Here is a 16117-nt window from a genome sequence, read left to right on the forward strand (position 1 = left end):
CCCTTCCCATCCCGAACAGGACCGTGAAACGACTCTACGCCGATGATAGTGCTGCAACCAGTGTGAAAGTAGGTTATCGTCAAGCTAGTTATTAGTGAGAAGGCCCGGTCTGTGACCGGGCCTTTTTGCGTTTACAATGTGACGTAATGCAACGACCAGTCACTATTTGTGGGCAGCCATCCCATTGAGTTGTATTATTTACCGATGTTCAACCCAACTGAGGTAGCTCCATGGCAGAGGCAAAAAAATATCGCTTGGTAACGCGTAGCGATTTTGATGGTTTGGTTTGTGCGGTACTGTTGAAGCACCTGGATTTGATCGACGAAATCCTGTTCGTCCACCCCAAGGATATGCAGGATGGGAAGATCTCGATTAGCGATCGCGACATCACCACCAATCTGCCTTACGTCGCCAGCGCCCATCTGGCGTTCGACCACCACCTGTCCGAAACCATCCGCAATACCGGCGAGCGTGCCAACCACGTCATTCATCCCGAGGCGCCTTCGGCGGCGCGCGTGGTGTACGACTACTACGGCGGCCTGAAGGCCTTCCCGGCCTCGTGGAACGACATGATGGCGGCGGTCGACAAGGGCGACGCCGCCCGCTTCAACGAGCAGGAGGTGCTGAATCCGGAGGGCTGGGATTTGCTGAACTTCCTGATGGACGCGCGCACCGGGCTGGGCCGCTTCCGCGAGTTCCGCATCTCCAACTACAACCTGATGATGGACCTGATCGACTACTGCAAGAACCACACGATCGATCAGATCATGGAACTGCCGGACGTCAAGGAGCGCAAGGAGCTGTACTTCGAGCACGCCGAGAAATGCAAGGATCAGATCCGCCGCTGCGCCACCATCCACAAGAACCTGGTGGTGCTGGATTTGCGCAACGAGGAGATCATCTTTGCCGGCAATCGCTTCATCGTCTACGCGATCTTCCCGCAGACGAATATCTCGATCCACGTGCTGTGGGGCTTGAAGAACCAGAACACCGTGTTCGCGACGGGCAAATCGATTTTGAACCGTACTTCGAAGACCAATATCGGCGCGCTGATGCTGGAATATGGCGGCGGCGGTCACGAGAACGCCGGCACCTGCCAGGTGGAGAATGAGATGGCGGAGGACGTGCTGGGAGCGCTGATCCACCGCATCAACAAGGACGGCTAGCAAGCCTCGTCATTCCGGCCTGCGCCGGAATGACGGTTTTTAATTAGAACTCTTTTTCAGGTAAGGCGATGGTGTTGTCCGTGCTGAACTGGTAGTCCTTGAACACGTGTTCCGCCGTCAGCAGCTGATACTCGCCATCCGGCTTCTTGAACGAGGTGTCCTTCAGCTTGTAGGTGTAGTGGCCGCAGGTCCAGCAGTTGAAGTTGCGCATGTGGGTGCACAGACAGGTCTTGTCCATCACCACCACGGTCTTGGCTTCCGGATGGGCTTCCACCTCGCGGTTGTACGAGTTGATGTAGGCGCAATTGCCGGTCGAATCCAGCAGGTAGCCGTACGATTCGCAGCCGGGACGGATGCCGGAGCCGATCGCCGGCGTGCTCTTCAGCATGCGCATCGGATAGCCGGTCGGCGACACGCCGTTGACGATGATGTCGTCCTCCGAGGCCTTGAAGTATTCCTGCTTGACCTTGTCCGGCAGGCCGCATTCCTTGGTGACGGTGAAGCGGGTCGCGACCTGCACGCCGGCCGCGCCGGCCTCCAGGAAGCTCACCGCGTCCGAGCCGGTGAAGATGCCGCCGGCCGCGATCAGCGGAATGTCCAGGTTTTCCGCCTTGAAGTAGTCCAGCAACTCCTTGGTGATGGTCATCAGGTCGTAGTCCTTCCAGTCCTCCAGGCCGAAGCCGAGGTGGCCGCCGGCCAGCGGGCCTTCGACGATGACGTAGTCGGGCAGACGGTTCAGCTTGGCGTTCTTGCGCAGGAAGATCTGCAGCGCGCGCACCGACGACACAATGATGCCCAGCTTGGCCTCGCGGAAGCGCGGGTGGTCGGCCATCAGCGCGAACGATCCGAAGTGCAGGCCGGCCGACAGCGTGATGCCGTCGATGCCGGCGTCCAGCGCCGCGTTGAGGCGGGTGCGCAGGGTTTCGCGCGGGCCGTTCATGGTCAGCTTTTCCATGCAGTTGACGAAGATCAGGCCCGGGCCCTTCTTGGCGCGCATGGTGGCGCCGATGTGCAGGCGCTGGGCCTCGGCCAGGCGCTCGAGGTCGAACTGGACAATCGACTTGTCCATGTTGTTGATGTTGTGCTTGTAGAGCTTGGTCTTGTCCTTGACGAAGCTGGTGTCGAATTTGCGGTCCGACACGTCCTCCACCATCGCGTCCGAGATGTGGCCGATACCGCCCAGGCGGGCCGCCTCCAGTGCCAGTTCCGAGGTCGAGATATCGACACCCATTCCGCCGATCATGATGGGCACATATTCTTCATTGCCAAATCGCAGGCGGAAATCATCAACACGTTTCATTGCTATCCTTAGACTACCGAAGTTAATTGCGGTCGCGCGGCAGTACGCATGATCGGGATTCCCGAATCAATTTTACTCCATGTGTACTACAGCATTGTGACTGCGCGCCAGCGCGGGGCCGGGCGCGGGACGATTGTTAGTCGCGGAAGTTGTTGAATTCCAGCGGCAGGTCGGTGACGTCCTTGCGCAGCATGGCGATGGCCGCCTGCAGGTCGTCGCGCTTGGCGCCGGTCACGCGCACCGATTCGCCCTGGATCGAGGCTTGCACCTTCATCTTGCTGTCCTTGATGACGCGCACGATTTTCTTGGCGTCGTCGGACTCGATGCCGTTCTTGACCTTGATGACCTGGCGCACCTTGTCGCCGCCGATTTTCTTGATGTCGCCATCCTCCAGGAAGCGCACGTCGACCTTGCGCTTGCCCAGCTTGCCGATCAGTACGTCGCGCACCTGCTGCAGCTGGAAGTCGGAATCGGCGGTAATGGTCAGCTCGCGCTCTTTTTGTTCGACGGCGGCGCCGGTGCCCTTGAAGTCAAAGCGCGTGGCGATTTCCTTTTGGGATTGCTCAACCGCATTCTTTACTTCGATCATGTCGGCTTCCAAAACTACATCAAACGAGGGCATAACTAGTTCCTTTATCTTGCTCCATCAAAGACTGCCATTTTAACGGACATCCTGCTTTTCGCAGCCATATCGGCACTGGTTTTTTGCTTGTTTCGCTCTATAATCGACTAAATTTATTGGTTATTTCCCCTCATGTCCGCCTCGTCCCCCGTTCTCCACCAATTCCCCCTCCAGTCCTTGAATACTTTTGGCATCGCCGCCACCGCGCGCGCGTATTTGCGCGTGACCGAAAAAGAGCAACTGCTCGGCGTTTATGCTGATGGCGCTTGGGCTGCTTTGCCGAAGCTGGTGTTGGGCGGCGGCAGCAATGTGCTGCTGACCGGCGATTTCGACGGGCTGGTTTTGCACATCGCGCTGGCGGGAAAAGAGCTCGTCGGCGGCGATGCGCGGCACCATTTTGTGCGCGCCGCGGCCGGCGAAAACTGGCACGCGTTCGTGCAGTGGACCATCGATCAGGGCCTGGGCGGTCTGGAGAATTTGTCGCTGATTCCGGGCACGGTGGGGGCTGCGCCGATCCAGAATATCGGTGCCTATGGCCTGGAGATCAAGGACGTCTTCCACAGCGTGACGGTGTTCGATCCGGCCAGCGGCGAAACGCGCGTGATGGATACGGCGGCGTGCCGCTTCGGCTACCGCGACAGTGTGTTCAAACACGAGGGGCGCCATCTGATCATTCTCGATGTGACGTTCGCGCTGCCCAAGCAGTGGACGCCGAACCTGCGCTACGCCGAGCTGGCGGCGGAACCGGACCTCACCTCGCCGCGCAAGATCGCCGACGCCGTGATCGCGATTCGCCGCCGCAAGCTGCCCGATCCCGCGGTGGTCGGCAACGCCGGCAGCTTCTTCAAGAATCCGGTGGTGCCGGGCGCGCATTGCGCGGCCCTGCTGGCGCGTTTTCCGGACATGGTGCATCACGCGCAGCCAGACGGCAGCGAGAAGCTGGCCGCCGGCTGGCTGATCGATCAATGCGGCTGGAAGGGCAGGAGCCTGGGCGCGGCCGGCGTGTATCCGAAACAGGCGCTGGTGCTGGTGAATAATGGCGGCGCCACCGGCGCCGATGTGGTGGCGCTGGCCAGGGCCATCCAGGCCGACGTGCAGGCGCGCTATGGCGTGCTGCTGGAGCCGGAGCCGGTGTTCGTTTAGCCGCCGTCATTCCGGCGCAGGCCGGAATCCATGGAACGCCGGCGGTCCAGGATAATGCGTATGGATTCCGGCTTTCGCCGGAATGACGGTTGTCAGGGGCGGGCGGCCTGCACCAGTTCAATCGCGCTGTGGGCGTCCTCCGGATACAGCGAACTGCCGGTGCGGCAGGCGGCGCGCAGCGCGGCGTCGCTGATGCCGGGCAGCGCCTCGCTGGTCACGGAAAGGCTGATGCGGTGCAGCTGGCTGGTGACGATGGAGCGGCGCGAAGCCATGTTGAGGATCACCCCAAATTCATCGTGGCCGATGCGCGCCACCAGATCCCCCGGCCGGCATTCGCGCTCGATGCGGCGCGAGATGTTGGCCAGCGCCTCCGGCAGCTTGTCGATGCCGTCGAAGCGAATCACCCCCACGCCCAGCTGTCCCTGGCCCGCCTGCGCGGCCGCCAGCTTCGCTTGCAGCTGCTCGTAGAAGAAGGAACGGTTGGCGGCGCCGCTGGCTTCATCCAGCGTCAAGCGCCGCTTGAGCACATGCGGGCCCTCCTGCGTGGCGCGCTGCATCAGCATGGCCGTCATATTGGCCAGCAGCTGCGCGATCTCCGCCTCGCCGTCGTCGAATGCGCGCGGCGCCTTCCACACCAGCTTCATGACGGCGATCGCTTCGCCGCCGGCGATCAGCGGCACGATCACCATCGCGCGCAGGCCGACCTTGCGGCAAGCCTCGCGGTTGACCCGCTCGTCGGCCTCGCTGTCGGTGCACAGCGCGGCGGCGCGGCTGGTGAGTACGCGGCCCGACAGGCTGTTCGCCACCGGCATGCGCAAGCCCAGTTGCGCCTCCGCCAGGCCGCTGGCCGAGCGGTAGACGATGGCGTCGTCCTCCAGCAGCTCGACCACCGCGCCGTCGGCGCCGGTCAGCTCGACCGCCTTGGCGGAGGCGGCGTCCATCACGGCGCTGAGGTCATTGCCTAGGCCTACCAGCTGGACCTGCGCTTGTATGATGGCCAGCAGTTTGTGCGCGGGTATATTCATGGTCGTAAAAAAAGCAGACCGCGGTCTGCTTTTGAGCTTAGCCGAAGTGGCAAACGTAATCGACGGTTTCCACCGTTTCGATATCGAACTTGCTGTTGCCCGGCACCTTGAATTCCTGGCCGGCGCCGTAGGTCTGCCATTCGGCCGCGCCATCGAGGCGCACCTTGCACACGCCGCCGGTGATCTCCATGATTTCCGGCGCGCCGGTGTTGAAGGTCAGGCTGGACGGGAAGATGACGCCGACCGACTTCTTGCTGCCATCCGCCAGGATGATGGTGTGCGAGACGCACTTGCCGTCGAAGTAGATGTTGGATTTCTTGACGACGCTGACTTGATCGATTTGAGCACTCATGCTGCTGTTTTTCCTTGGTTCGATGGGGTGAGACCGGGCAGGTCGGCCGCGCTGACCACGCGGTTGCGGCCACCGTGCTTGGCGGCGTACAGGGCCCGGTCGGCTTGCTGGATCAGCTCCTCGACGCTGCTGGCGGGCGACGGCACCACGCTGGCCACGCCGATCGACATGGTCACGCTTGAGAGTGCGGTGGTCGCCTGCGGATTTTCAATCGCGAGCTGCTCCAGGTGGCGGCGGCACGACTCGGCCACGATCAGTGCCCCAGTCAGTGATGTCTCCGGCAGGATAATGGCGAATTCCTCGCCGCCGTAGCGCGCGGCCAGGTCGGCCGGGCGCTTCAGATGTTCGGTCAGGACGGCGGCCACCTTTTTCAGGCAAAGATCGCCCGCCAGGTGGCCGAAGCTGTCGTTGTACAGTTTGAAGAAGTCGACGTCGCACATCAGCAGCGTCAGCGGCTTCTTGTCGCGCTGGCCGCGCTGCCATTCGAGGCGCATGGTGTCGTCGAAGCGGCGGCGGTTGGCGATGCCGGTCAGGCCGTCCAGCGCGGCCAGCTTTTGCAGTTCGATGTTGGCGTCGGCCAGCTGCTTCTGGCTCTCGCGCAGGAAGCGGAAGGCCTGGTCGCGCTGAAGGCGGCTGATGTGCGCATTGGAGTGATAGCGCACGCGCGCCAGCAGTTCCAGCTTGTCCGGCAGCTTGACCATGTAGTCGTTGGCGCCCATGGCGAAGCTGTGCGCCTTGAGCTTGGGGTCCTCCTTGGCCGACAGCACGATCACCGGCACGTGGCGCAGGCCTTCCTCGTTGCGGAACTGGGTGATCTGGCCGAAGCCGTCGATGGTCGGCATCACCAGATCCTGCAGGATCACGGTCGGCTGCAGTTGCAGCGCCGTCTCCAGCGATTTGGTAGCGTCGGTCACGTAGTGGAATTCGATGTCCGGCTGGTCGCTCAGCATGCGCCGCACGGCTTCGACGATGATCAACTGGTCGTCCACCAGCAGCACGCGGACTTTGAAGATGGTGAGGACCGGGTCTTGATCTGCTGCGATGACTTGTGCTTCGGACATCAGGATTCTCTTAAGTTATTTTCAACTACGTCCGCCCAAAGTGCTGCGCAACACCGCGCCGATCTTCGCCAGCGGCAGTATCATCTGCGCGGCGTCCAGCTCGGCGGCCGCGCGCGGCATGCCGTACACCGCGCTGCTGGCCTGGTCCTGGGCGATGGTGGTCTGGCCCGCGCGGCGCATGGCCAGCAAGCCCTCGGCGCCATCGCGGCCCATCCCGGTCAGCAGCACGCCGACCGCCTCGCCTTTCCAGTGCTGCGCCACGCAGTGGAAGAACACGTCCACCGACGGCCGGTAAGCGTAGTCCTTCGGATGACTATCGTAACGCAAGCGAAGGTTTTGATCCAGCGTCAAATGGTCGTTGCTCTTGGCGATGAGGACGGCGCCGGCCACCAGCTCGTCGCCTTCCTCGGCGGCGCGCACCGGCATCTCCAGCTGCTCGCCCAGCCAGCGCGCGAAATTGTCGGCGAAATGCTGGTCGATGTGCTGCACCACCACGATGGCGCAGCCGCGCGGCGGCTTCCAGCCGGCCAGCAGCTTGGAGACCGCCACCGGGCCGCCGGTGGAGGCGCCGATCGCCAGCAGCGCCGTGACTTTTTCCGCCCCCGGCGCGTCGGCGCCGTGGCCGTTGCCGTTGGCGGCGGTCTTGGGCAGCATGGCCTGGGTGCCGCCGCTGTGGCGTATCAGCTTGTCCATGGTGCGGATCTTGGCCAGCAGCTCGGCGTCGCCGCCGGGCTGGCCCTGCAGCACCGGGGTGGCCGTCACGTCCAGCGCGCCGGCGCCCAGCGCGCGGAACACCTGGTTGACGTTGTCCTGCGGGCGGCCGGTGACCACCAGGATGGCGCACGGGCTTTGTTCCATGATCTGGCGCGTGGCTTCCACCCCGTCCAGCTCGGGCATGTTGAGGTCCATCAGCACCAGGTCGGGACGGTTCTCCGCGCACATGCGCACCGCCTCCGCGCCAGTGCGGGCGATCCACAGCACCTGGTGCTCGGCGGTGCTGGCGACCACGCGCCGCAGCGCCTCGGCCGCCATGGCGGAATCGTTGGCAATGGCGATCTTCATCTACGGGCGTCCCCAATCAGGTCGCTGACGGCGTCGAGCAGCGTCTCGTCGTGGAAGCTGCCCTTGGTCAGGTAATAGTCGGCGCCGGCCGACAAGCCGCGTGCGCGGTCTTCCGGCCGATCTTTATAAGAGACTATCATGACTGGCAGCTTGTGAAGGTGTATATCTTTTTTAATCAATGTTACCAGTTCAATACCGTCCATGCGCGGCATGTCGACGTCGGTGATCACCAGGTCGTAGTCGCCGCTGCGCACCACGTTCCAGCCGTCGATGCCGTCGATGGCGATGTCGACCAGGAAGCCGCGGCTGAGCAGCAGCTTGCGCTCCATCTCGCGCACGGTGAGCGAATCGTCGACCACCAGGATGCGCTTGGTCTTGCGGCGCTCGGCGGCGTCGGATTTGGCCAGTTGATGCAGGCCGCCCTCGTGCAGCAGCTTGTCGACCGACAGCAGCAGGTCGGGCACGTCGAGGATCAGCACCGGCTCGCCGTCGTCGAGCAGGGCGGCGGCCGAGATGTCGCGCATCTTGCCGAAGATCGGATCGATGGCTTGCACCGCCAGGCTTTGTTCGCCGCGAATCGCGTCCACCACCAGCGCGTAGCGGCGCGCGCCGGCGCCGATCACCACCACCGGCAGCTCGCCGGCGCCGGCGTCGGTGTCGCCCAGTTCCAGCACCTGCGCGGCCGAGACCAGGCCGAGGTGCTCGCCGCCGAAATCGAAAAACTGCTTGTTCTCCAGCGTGTGGATGGCCGACTGCTCGACCTTGAGCACGCGCTCCACCTGCACGATCGGCACGGCGTAAGCTTCGCCCTTGACCTCCACCACCAGCGCGCGCACGATGGATTGCGTGAGCGGCAGCGTGATGCAGGTGCGGAAGCCGACTCCGAGTTCGGATTCGTTGCGCACGGTGCCGTTCTGCGAGCGGATGGTTTCGTGCACGATGTCCAGCCCGACGCCGCGGCCGGAAATCTCGGTGATGTTGTCCTTCAGGCTGAAGGCCGGCAGGAACAGGAACTCCATCAGCTCCGCCGGCGACATGGAGGCCGCCATCTGCGCCGGCGCCATCTTGCGCTCGATCACGCGGGCGCGGATTTTTTCCAGGTCCACGCCCTTGCCGTCGTCGCTGATTTCGATGCTGAGCATGCCGGCGCGGTGCTTGGCCTCCAGCACGATGGTGCCGGTGCCCGGCTTGCCGGCGGCGATGCGCTCGGCGGCGCTGTCCATGCCGTGGTCGATGGCGTTGCGCAGCATGTGGTTGATCGGGCTTTCGATCCTGGCCAGGATGTCGCGGTCGACCAGCGTGTCCTCGCCGATGATCTGCAGCCGCACGTCCTTACCGAGGCTGCGCGCGAGGTCGCGCACCATGCGCGGGAAGTGCTGCACGCCGTCGCGGAAGGGCCGCATGCGCATGGTCAGCACCTCGTCCACCATGGATTGCGAGACGCCCAGCAGGCGGCGTTCGTAGGCTTCGATGTCGGCGATGTGCTCCAGCACGAACTGCTTGAGCGGATGGGTTTTCTGCAGCGCCAGCAGGGACTTTTCCTTCAGGCCGGCGTCGCTGCTGTTGGAGATGGCCTCGTGCAGCTGCTCGATCAGCGAGAACAGGCTGCTTTGGTTGCGCTTGAAGCGCTGCATGTTCTGGATGAAGGGATGCATCTGGTGCGCGTTGATGCGCGATTCGCTGGCCAGCGACAACAGCTTGTCGAAATTGTGCGCGTGCTTCAGCGGCGCGGCGGCGCGGCGCTCGTGCGCGTCTTCGACGGGGGCGGGAGCAGGGGCGGGCGCTGGCGCCTCGCCGCCGCGGTCCACGCTGAGCGTGCCCTCAGGAGCCCTATGGGCCGCAGCGGCGGACCGTCCGCCGTCCGCCGGAACGACGGGCGGCGCCAGCTCCACCGGTTCCGGCAGGAAGGCGATGGTCTGGATGGCGTTCATGGTGCGCTTGATTTGCTCGCCGTTCTCCGCCAACCACGCTTCCACGCCGTTGTCCTGCAGGCGCGACGCCTGCAGGATCAGGTCCACGCCGGCCAGCAGCACGTCGACGCGATTTGGCGTCAGCGCCAGCTTGCCGTTTTGTGCGGCGATGAAGGCGTCCTCCATGCCATGCGCCAGCTGCACCACCACTTCCAGCCCCACGATGGCGGCCGCGCCCTTGATCGAGTGCGCCGCGCGCATCATCGATTCGACCGCGCTGGCGTCGTCCTTCAGGCGCTCCATGGCCAGCAGGCCGTCGGTCAGGATTTGCGTCTGGCTGTCCGCCTCCATGCGGAACAGGTCCAGCATGGAGAATTGGCTCAGGTCTCCGTTGTTATCGACGCTCATCGCAGGGTCCTCGCGAGTTGGTAGCCGATCAGCGCCTCGTCCAGCACGCCGATACGCATGTCCTGATGCGATATCACGCCGGAGAGGAAGCGCGACAAGCCCTTGTTGATGGTGGCGGCCGGCGCCTGCACGCTGCCGCTGGCGTAGCGCAGCAATCCGTGCAGGTCGACCACCGGCAAGGCGTAGGCCTGGTCCTCCCATTGCGCCAGCAGCAGCCGCGCGAAGGTGTGGCGATGGGTGACGGCTTCGCCCTCGCTTTCGTCGATGCCCAGCAGGTCGGCCAGCGACATGCACGGGTACAGCGTGCCGCCGACGTTGACGATGCCGCTCAGGCCGCGCGCGGCGCGGTGGGGCAGGCGGTGCGGCCTGGCGATCGGCGCCACCGCCACGAACATGCGGGTCGGCAGCGACAACCATTCGCGCCCGATGCGGAACACCAGGCAGGACGTGTCCTGCTGCTGGTTGTCGCTGGCGGCCTGGCGGAAATGCTCGGCCCACTCTTTCTGGTAGTCGCCGCCGACGGGGCGCTGCAGGTTTTGCTGCGCGGCGGCGGCGTAGACTTCGCAATTGCGGCAGTGGACGTGCCGCCGCAGCTTGTCGCAGCTTTGGTCGCCATTCACGCCGATGGTGTTCCAGCAGGCTTCGATGATGGTTGTGCTCATGGCTTGCGTCTTCAGGATGCCTGCTGGCGTTTATAGATGCGGGCGGCACGCGCCTTGAGCGCGGCGGCGCCGGCGGCGTCGTTGTTGGCTTCGGCCAGCAGCGCCAGGTGGCACAGGGCTTCGTAGTGGTCGGGCTGGAGGTAGATGCAGCGTTTCCAGTAGTCGGCCGCCATTTGCGGCTTGTTGGTGAGCTCATTCAGCAGGCCGAGGATGAAGTAGGCTTCGGCCGACTCGGGATGCCGGGCCAGATGGTCGCGGCAGGCGTTTTCGGCGGCCTTGATGTCACCCAGGTCGGCCAGGCGGCGCGCCTCGGCCAGCAAGTCCACTGCCGGCGCGACGGCCGGCGCGGCAGGCGGCGCGGCGCGGTTGCGGGGCGGCGGCGCGGCGGGACGCGATGGCGGCGGCGCCGGCCTGGCGCTCACGCGTGCGGGGGCTGGCCGAATGAGCGCCGGCGCGGAGGCCTCCTTCTGCAAGCCGAAGGCCTGGTTGTACGGCAGCGGCGAAAAGCCATGGCGGCAGAACGACGGCACTTCGGCATAGCCCGCGAACAGCTGGCCGTCGTCCATCAGCAGCGCTTCCAGTTTGGCGATGGCCGCCTTGGTGGTCGGCTTGTCGAAATAAATCAGCAGATTGCGGCAAAAGATCACGTCGTACAGGCCGTTGCGCGCGCCTGGCGCGAGCTCCAGCAGATTGCCTTGCTTGAAGCGCACCTGTTGGCGTATGGCGTCGTTGATGCGGTAGTCGCCGTCGCCGGCGCTGCTGAAGTGCGCGTCGCGGAACGACAGGTCCTGTGCGCGGAAGGCGTTGCGGCCGTAGATGCCGCTCCTGGCGCGCTCCACGCAGACCGGGCTGATGTCGTAGGCGTCGATGATGAAATTCCGCGGCCCGATGCCGGCGTCGCTCAGCGCCATCGCCATGGTGTACGGTTCCTCGCCGCCCGCGCAGGGAATCGAGAGCAGGCGCACCAGCCGCCCGCTGTCGGCGGCGAGGCGCGCGCGCACGAAGTCGGTCATGGCGCTGAACGCCTGGGCGTCGCGGTAGAACCACGATTCCGGCACCACCACCAATTCCACCAGCGCGGTCAATTCCTCCGGCGTGATGTCGCGCAGGTAGGCGTCGGTGTCGGCGACGGCGGTGAGCTCCATGCGGTTCTTGATCGCGCGCTCCACCTCCGACCTGGACAAGCTCAAGCCGGTGGCCTCGCGCAGCAGGGATTGGGCCGGTGTCATGGCGTCCCGTCCGCCGGCTGGAACAGCAGGGCGCGCAGCTCGGCCGGCAGCAGCTGTCGCAGCTCCACCAGTTGCAGCATGCCGTGCGCGTCGCTCACCACTTGCCCGAGGAAGGGGGCGGCCTGCACGCCGCTGTCGAGCAGCAGATCCTCGCGCACCTCCTGCACGCCTTGCACGCGTTCGGCGCGCAGGCCGAGTTGGTGATGCGCGCCTTCCGGCGTCACGTAGTCGGTGACGATGATGCGCGTGTCGAAATGGTCTTCGCCGCTTGGCAGACCGGCGGCGCGGCACAAGTCGATCACCGGCACCGAGGCGCCGTGCAGGTCCATCAGGCCCGCCACCATGTCCGGCGCCAGCGGCACCTGCTTGAGCTCGAGCAGCGGCAGCACCCGCACCACATCGCGCAGGCGCAAGCCGTAACGATCGGCGCCGATGTGGAAGACGAGAAGTTTCATGGCCGCCGCGCCTTACACCGTCACGGCGAAGTTGGCGACGCTGGTCTGCAGGTCGCCGGCCGCGTACTGCAGCTGGCGCACCGCCTCGCTGGTGGCCTTGAGCGATTCCACCGTCTGCTGGGTGGCGTCGTTCAGCTGCATCATGGTGGCGGTGATCTGTTCAGCGCCCACGGCCTGCGACTGCATCCCCTGCAGCACCACGTCGAACCGCGGCGCCAGTTGCTGCACCTGGTCCATCACGCCGGACAACTGGTCGGTCACGGCGCGCACCTCGCCCACGCTGCGGCGGATCTCCTCGGAGAATTTGTCCATGCCCATCACGCTGGCCGAGACGGCGGACTGCATCTCCTTGAGCATCTGCTCGATGTCCCAGGTGGACACCGAGGTCTGGTCGGCCAGGCGGCGGATCTCGGTGGCCACCACCGAGAAGCCGCGTCCCGCCTCGCCGGCCTTCTCGGCCTCGATGGCCGCGTTCAGCGACAGGATGTTGGTCTGGTCGGCCACCTTGGTGATGGTGGTCAGCACGCTGTTGATGTTGGAGGCCTTTTCCGACAGCGCCGCCAGCTTGGCGTTGATCGAGTCGGTGGCGCTCACCATGTTCTGCATGGTGCCGTCCATGCGTTTCAGGTTGGTCTGCGCGTCGGCGGTGGCGCTGGTGGTGTAGTCAGCCACGGCGGTGGCTTCCTCCATGGTCTTCAGCAGCTGCGAGGTGTTGGCCGAGATTTCCCTGGTGGTGCTGAGGATCTCGACGCTGGTCTGGGCCTGCTCGATGCCGGTGGCCTCCTGCTGCTTGGCCGAGGCGGCGATCTCGGTGGCCGAGGTGGTGACCTGGATGCCGGCCTTCTGCACATTGTTGAGCAGCGCGCGCAGGTTCTCGAACATGCGGTCCAGGCCCTTGGCCAGCTTGCCGATGGCGTCCTCGCCTTGCACCTCGATCTTGCCGGTCAGGTCGCCGGCGGCGGCTTTCGACACCACGCCCAGCAGCGAATCGACCTTGGACCTGAGCAGGCTGGAGGCGGCCAGCTCGTTGGCCTGGCTGTCCTGGATGGCTTGCGCCATGCGGTTGAATTCCGTGCTGACCTGGCCCAGCTCATCGGCCGACAGCACCTCGGCGCGCGCGGTCTGGTCGCCGGCGGCGATCCTGCCGACGGCCTGGGTCAGGTTGTTCAGCGGCGCCAGCAGCGAGCGCACCAGCAGCCACGCGATCCCCATCGACAGCGCCACGCACGCCAGGCCGCCGCCGGTCAGCACCATGCGCATGGTCTCCTGCTGGTGTTCGGAGGATGCGGAGCGCACCGCCAGCAGGCGTTTCTCCTCCTCGGCCGCGTCGTTCATGAACTTGTAGACCTCGCCGATCACGGAGGTCGCGGCGCCCGACAGTTGCGGCGTGCGGCCCATGGCGTCGGCGGCGCCCGGTTGGTTGCCCATGCTCTCGCGCAGCTTGAGCTGGGAGTCGATCACCTCGTTGCTCCACACCTTGATCATTTCCTCCAGCTTCCTGAAGCGCGCCGCCTGCGCCGGATTGTCGGCGGTGAGCTTTTGCAGTTCGGTGATGGAGGCCGGCAGGTCCGTCAGCTCCTTGCGCGCGCGCTCAAGCCGTTGCGGCGCGCCGGTCAGGTAGTAGCCGCGCGCCTCCACCTGGACCTGCAGCAGATCGTTGCGCAGCACGTCGATCGCCTGCATCACATCCATTGTGTGGCGGTCCCACTCATTGGCTTGCGACAGGCTGTTGAAGCGGTTGTAGGCGATCGATAGCAGCACCAGGATGATGGCGAGGATGGCGCTGAAACTGAGGTATAGCTTGGTCTTGATGCTCAAGTCTTTAAACATTATTTCTCCAGGGCTGGCGGCGGCCAGGTCGCACCCGGCATTGTCCCATACCGGCCGTTGTCACGGTATTCAGGCCGCCACCGAGAAAGTGGCGACGCTGCTTTGCAGTCCGCCGGCCGCGTACTGCAGCTGGTGCACCGCCTCGCTGGTCGATTTCAGCGATTCCACGGTTTGCTGGGTGGCCTCGTTCAACTGCATCATGGTTTCGTTGATCTGGGCGGCGCCGACGGCCTGGGACTGCATGCCCTGCAGGACCTGGTCGAATTGCGGCGCCAGCTTCTGCACCTGGTCCATCACGCCGGACAGCTGGTTGGTCACCTGGCGCACCTCGCCCACGCTGCGGCGGATCTCCTCGGAGAATTTGTCCATGCCCATCACGCTGGCCGAGACGGCGGACTGCATCTCCTTCAGCATCTGCTCGATGTCCCAGGTGGAGACGGAGGTCTGGTCGGCCAGGCGGCGGATCTCGGTGGCCACCACCGAGAAGCCGCGTCCCGCCTCGCCGGCCTTCTCGGCCTCGATGGCCGCGTTCAGCGACAGGATGTTGGTCTGGTCGGCCACCTTGGTGATGGTGGTCAGCACGCTGTTGATGTTGGAGGCCTTTTCCGACAGCGCCGCCAGCTTGGCGTTGATCGAGTCGGTGGCGCTCACCATGTTCTGCATGGTGCCGTCCATGCGTTTCAGGTTGCCCTGGGCGTCGGCGGTGGCGTGGGTGGTGTAGTCGGCCACCGAGGTGGCTTCCTCCATGGTCTTGACCAGATGCGAGATGTTGGCCGAGATCTCCTTGGTGGTGGCCAGGATCTCGACGCTGGTCTGGGCCTGCTCGACGCCGGTGGCCTCCTGCTGCTTGGCCGAGGCGGCGATCTCGGTGGCCGAGGTGGTGACCTGGATGCCGGCCTTCTGCACGTTGTTGAGCAGGGTGCGCAGGTTGTCGAACATGCGCTCCAGGCCAGCGGCCAGTTGGCCGATGGCGTCGTCGCCTTGCACCTCGACCTTGCCGGTCAGGTCGCCGGCGGCCGCCTTGGTGACCACGCCCAGCAGCGAATCGACCTTGGACTTGAGCAGGTTGGAGGCCGCCAGTTCCTTGTCCTGGCTGTCCTGGATCGCCTGCGCCATCAGGTTGAAGGCGCCCGACACCTGGCCCAGTTCATCGCGCGAACCCACTTCCACGCGCGCGCCTTGCTCGCCGCGGGCGATGCGGTCCACCGTGGCGCTCAGGCGCACCAGCGGCGCGGCCAGCGCCTTGGACAGCAGGCCGCCGATGCCGAGGGCCAGCGCGGTGCACACGCCGCCGCCGGCGATCAGCAGCAGCATCATGGTTTGTGACAGGTTGGCCGAGGCCTTGCTGCGCTCCGCCAGCAGGCGGTCCTCCTCCTCGCTGATCTCGCGGATGATGCGGCGCACCTCGGCGATGGTCTTGGCGCCATTGAGCACGTCGGCCGCCGTGGCCACCTGCTGCGACACGCCCACCTTCAGGTTCAGCGCGCGGCGTTTCTCCAGCAGCGGATGGATCACGTTGTCGATCCAGTTCTGCATCAGCGGCGCCAGCCGCTTCAGGCGCTCCTGCTGGGCGGGATTGTCGGCGGTCAGGCGCTTGATCTCCGCCATGTGCTGGCGCACCTTTTCCTCCTCGAGCGGAATCGGCTTGGTGATGCTTTCCTCGCCGGTGAGCATGAAGCCGCGGGTGGAGTTCTGGATTTGTATCATCGCCGTTTCCACCTCGCCGGCTTCCAGCAGCACGCGCAGCGTGTGCTTGTCCCATTCGTTGGCGGTGGACAGCTTGGTGAAGTTGGCATAGGCCATGGCCAGCAGGGCAACGATGATGACGACAATGGCGCCAAATCCGCCAGCGAGTTTTTTCTTGATACTGAGGTTTTTTAGCATGCTCGCTC

14 protein-coding genes are annotated in these 16117 nt (G+C 64.8%); 2 read left to right on the plus strand and 12 right to left on the minus strand.

Annotation, left to right across the window (positions count from 1 at the left end; genetic code table 11):
• Positions 1 to 230 precede the first annotated feature (230 nt).
• The gene (locus FHW83_RS29755; RefSeq protein WP_176649980.1) at positions 231 to 1166 is read left to right on the plus strand and encodes an exopolyphosphatase; all 936 of its coding nucleotides are present in this window, start codon (positions 231 to 233) and stop codon (positions 1164 to 1166) included.
• Between the two features lie 43 nt (positions 1167 to 1209).
• On the opposite strand, the gene FHW83_RS29760 is transcribed toward FHW83_RS29755, so the two are convergent.
• Together FHW83_RS29760 and FHW83_RS29765 are read right to left on the minus strand one after the other, a co-directional pair.
• The gene (locus FHW83_RS29760) at positions 1210 to 2466 is read right to left on the minus strand and encodes a nitronate monooxygenase (RefSeq protein ID WP_176649981.1); all 1257 of its coding nucleotides are present in this window, start codon (positions 2464 to 2466) and stop codon (positions 1210 to 1212) included.
• A 136-nt stretch (positions 2467 to 2602) separates the two neighbouring features.
• Positions 2603 to 3088: a YajQ family cyclic di-GMP-binding protein gene (locus FHW83_RS29765; RefSeq protein ID WP_176649982.1), complete on the minus strand. Its 486-nt coding sequence runs from the start codon at positions 3086 to 3088 to the stop codon at positions 2603 to 2605.
• A 132-nt stretch (positions 3089 to 3220) separates the two neighbouring features.
• Here FHW83_RS29765 and murB point away from each other — a divergent pair, with 132 nt between their 5' ends.
• Positions 3221 to 4231 carry a UDP-N-acetylmuramate dehydrogenase gene (gene murB, locus FHW83_RS29770; protein ID WP_176649983.1) on the plus strand — a complete coding sequence of 337 codons (1011 nt, stop codon included), beginning with the start codon at positions 3221 to 3223 and terminating at the stop codon, positions 4229 to 4231.
• A 92-nt stretch (positions 4232 to 4323) separates the two neighbouring features.
• On the opposite strand, the gene FHW83_RS29775 is transcribed toward murB, so the two are convergent.
• The 10 genes from FHW83_RS29775 to FHW83_RS29820 all read right to left on the minus strand — a co-directional run bounded on the left by FHW83_RS29775 (position 4324) and on the right by FHW83_RS29820 (position 16109).
• Positions 4324 to 5256 (minus strand): GAF domain-containing protein, encoded by a 933-nt coding sequence (locus tag FHW83_RS29775; protein WP_176649984.1) that lies wholly within the window; start codon positions 5254 to 5256, stop codon positions 4324 to 4326.
• 37 nt (positions 5257 to 5293) lie between these two features.
• Positions 5294 to 5608, minus strand: coding sequence for a pyrimidine/purine nucleoside phosphorylase (locus tag FHW83_RS29780; RefSeq protein ID WP_176649985.1), 315 nt, complete (start codon positions 5606 to 5608; stop codon positions 5294 to 5296).
• Positions 5605 to 6669: a diguanylate cyclase gene (locus FHW83_RS29785; RefSeq protein ID WP_176649986.1), complete on the minus strand. Its 1065-nt coding sequence runs from the start codon at positions 6667 to 6669 to the stop codon at positions 5605 to 5607. The genes FHW83_RS29780 and FHW83_RS29785 overlap by 4 nt, the downstream gene beginning before the upstream one ends.
• Positions 6670 to 6690: 21 nt before the next feature.
• Positions 6691 to 7731, minus strand: coding sequence for a chemotaxis-specific protein-glutamate methyltransferase CheB (gene cheB, locus FHW83_RS29790; RefSeq protein WP_176649987.1), 1041 nt, complete (start codon positions 7729 to 7731; stop codon positions 6691 to 6693).
• Positions 7728 to 10049: a hybrid sensor histidine kinase/response regulator gene (locus FHW83_RS29795; protein ID WP_176649988.1), complete on the minus strand. Its 2322-nt coding sequence runs from the start codon at positions 10047 to 10049 to the stop codon at positions 7728 to 7730. The genes cheB and FHW83_RS29795 overlap by 4 nt, the downstream gene beginning before the upstream one ends.
• The gene (locus FHW83_RS29800) at positions 10046 to 10711 is read right to left on the minus strand and encodes a chemotaxis protein CheW (protein ID WP_176649989.1); all 666 of its coding nucleotides are present in this window, start codon (positions 10709 to 10711) and stop codon (positions 10046 to 10048) included. Before FHW83_RS29800 ends, FHW83_RS29795 begins: the two co-directional genes overlap by 4 nt.
• Before the next feature lie 11 nt (positions 10712 to 10722).
• On the minus strand, positions 10723 to 11940 hold the full coding sequence (locus FHW83_RS29805; RefSeq protein ID WP_176649990.1) for a protein-glutamate O-methyltransferase CheR: 1218 nt from the start codon (positions 11938 to 11940) through the stop codon (positions 10723 to 10725).
• Positions 11937 to 12395, minus strand: a complete 459-nt coding sequence (locus FHW83_RS29810) for a chemotaxis protein CheW (RefSeq protein ID WP_176649991.1) — start codon at positions 12393 to 12395, stop codon at positions 11937 to 11939. The genes FHW83_RS29805 and FHW83_RS29810 overlap by 4 nt, the downstream gene beginning before the upstream one ends.
• A gap of 12 nt (positions 12396 to 12407) precedes the next feature.
• Positions 12408 to 14225 carry a methyl-accepting chemotaxis protein gene (locus tag FHW83_RS29815; RefSeq protein ID WP_176649992.1) on the minus strand — a complete coding sequence of 606 codons (1818 nt, stop codon included), beginning with the start codon at positions 14223 to 14225 and terminating at the stop codon, positions 12408 to 12410.
• A 69-nt stretch (positions 14226 to 14294) separates the two neighbouring features.
• Positions 14295 to 16109 carry a methyl-accepting chemotaxis protein gene (locus FHW83_RS29820; protein ID WP_176649993.1) on the minus strand — a complete coding sequence of 605 codons (1815 nt, stop codon included), beginning with the start codon at positions 16107 to 16109 and terminating at the stop codon, positions 14295 to 14297.
• Positions 16110 to 16117: the final 8 nt, after the last annotated feature.

The sequence above is a fragment of the Duganella sp. SG902 genome, assembly GCF_013376005.1.
Lineage (GTDB): Bacteria > Pseudomonadota > Gammaproteobacteria > Burkholderiales > Burkholderiaceae_D > Rugamonas.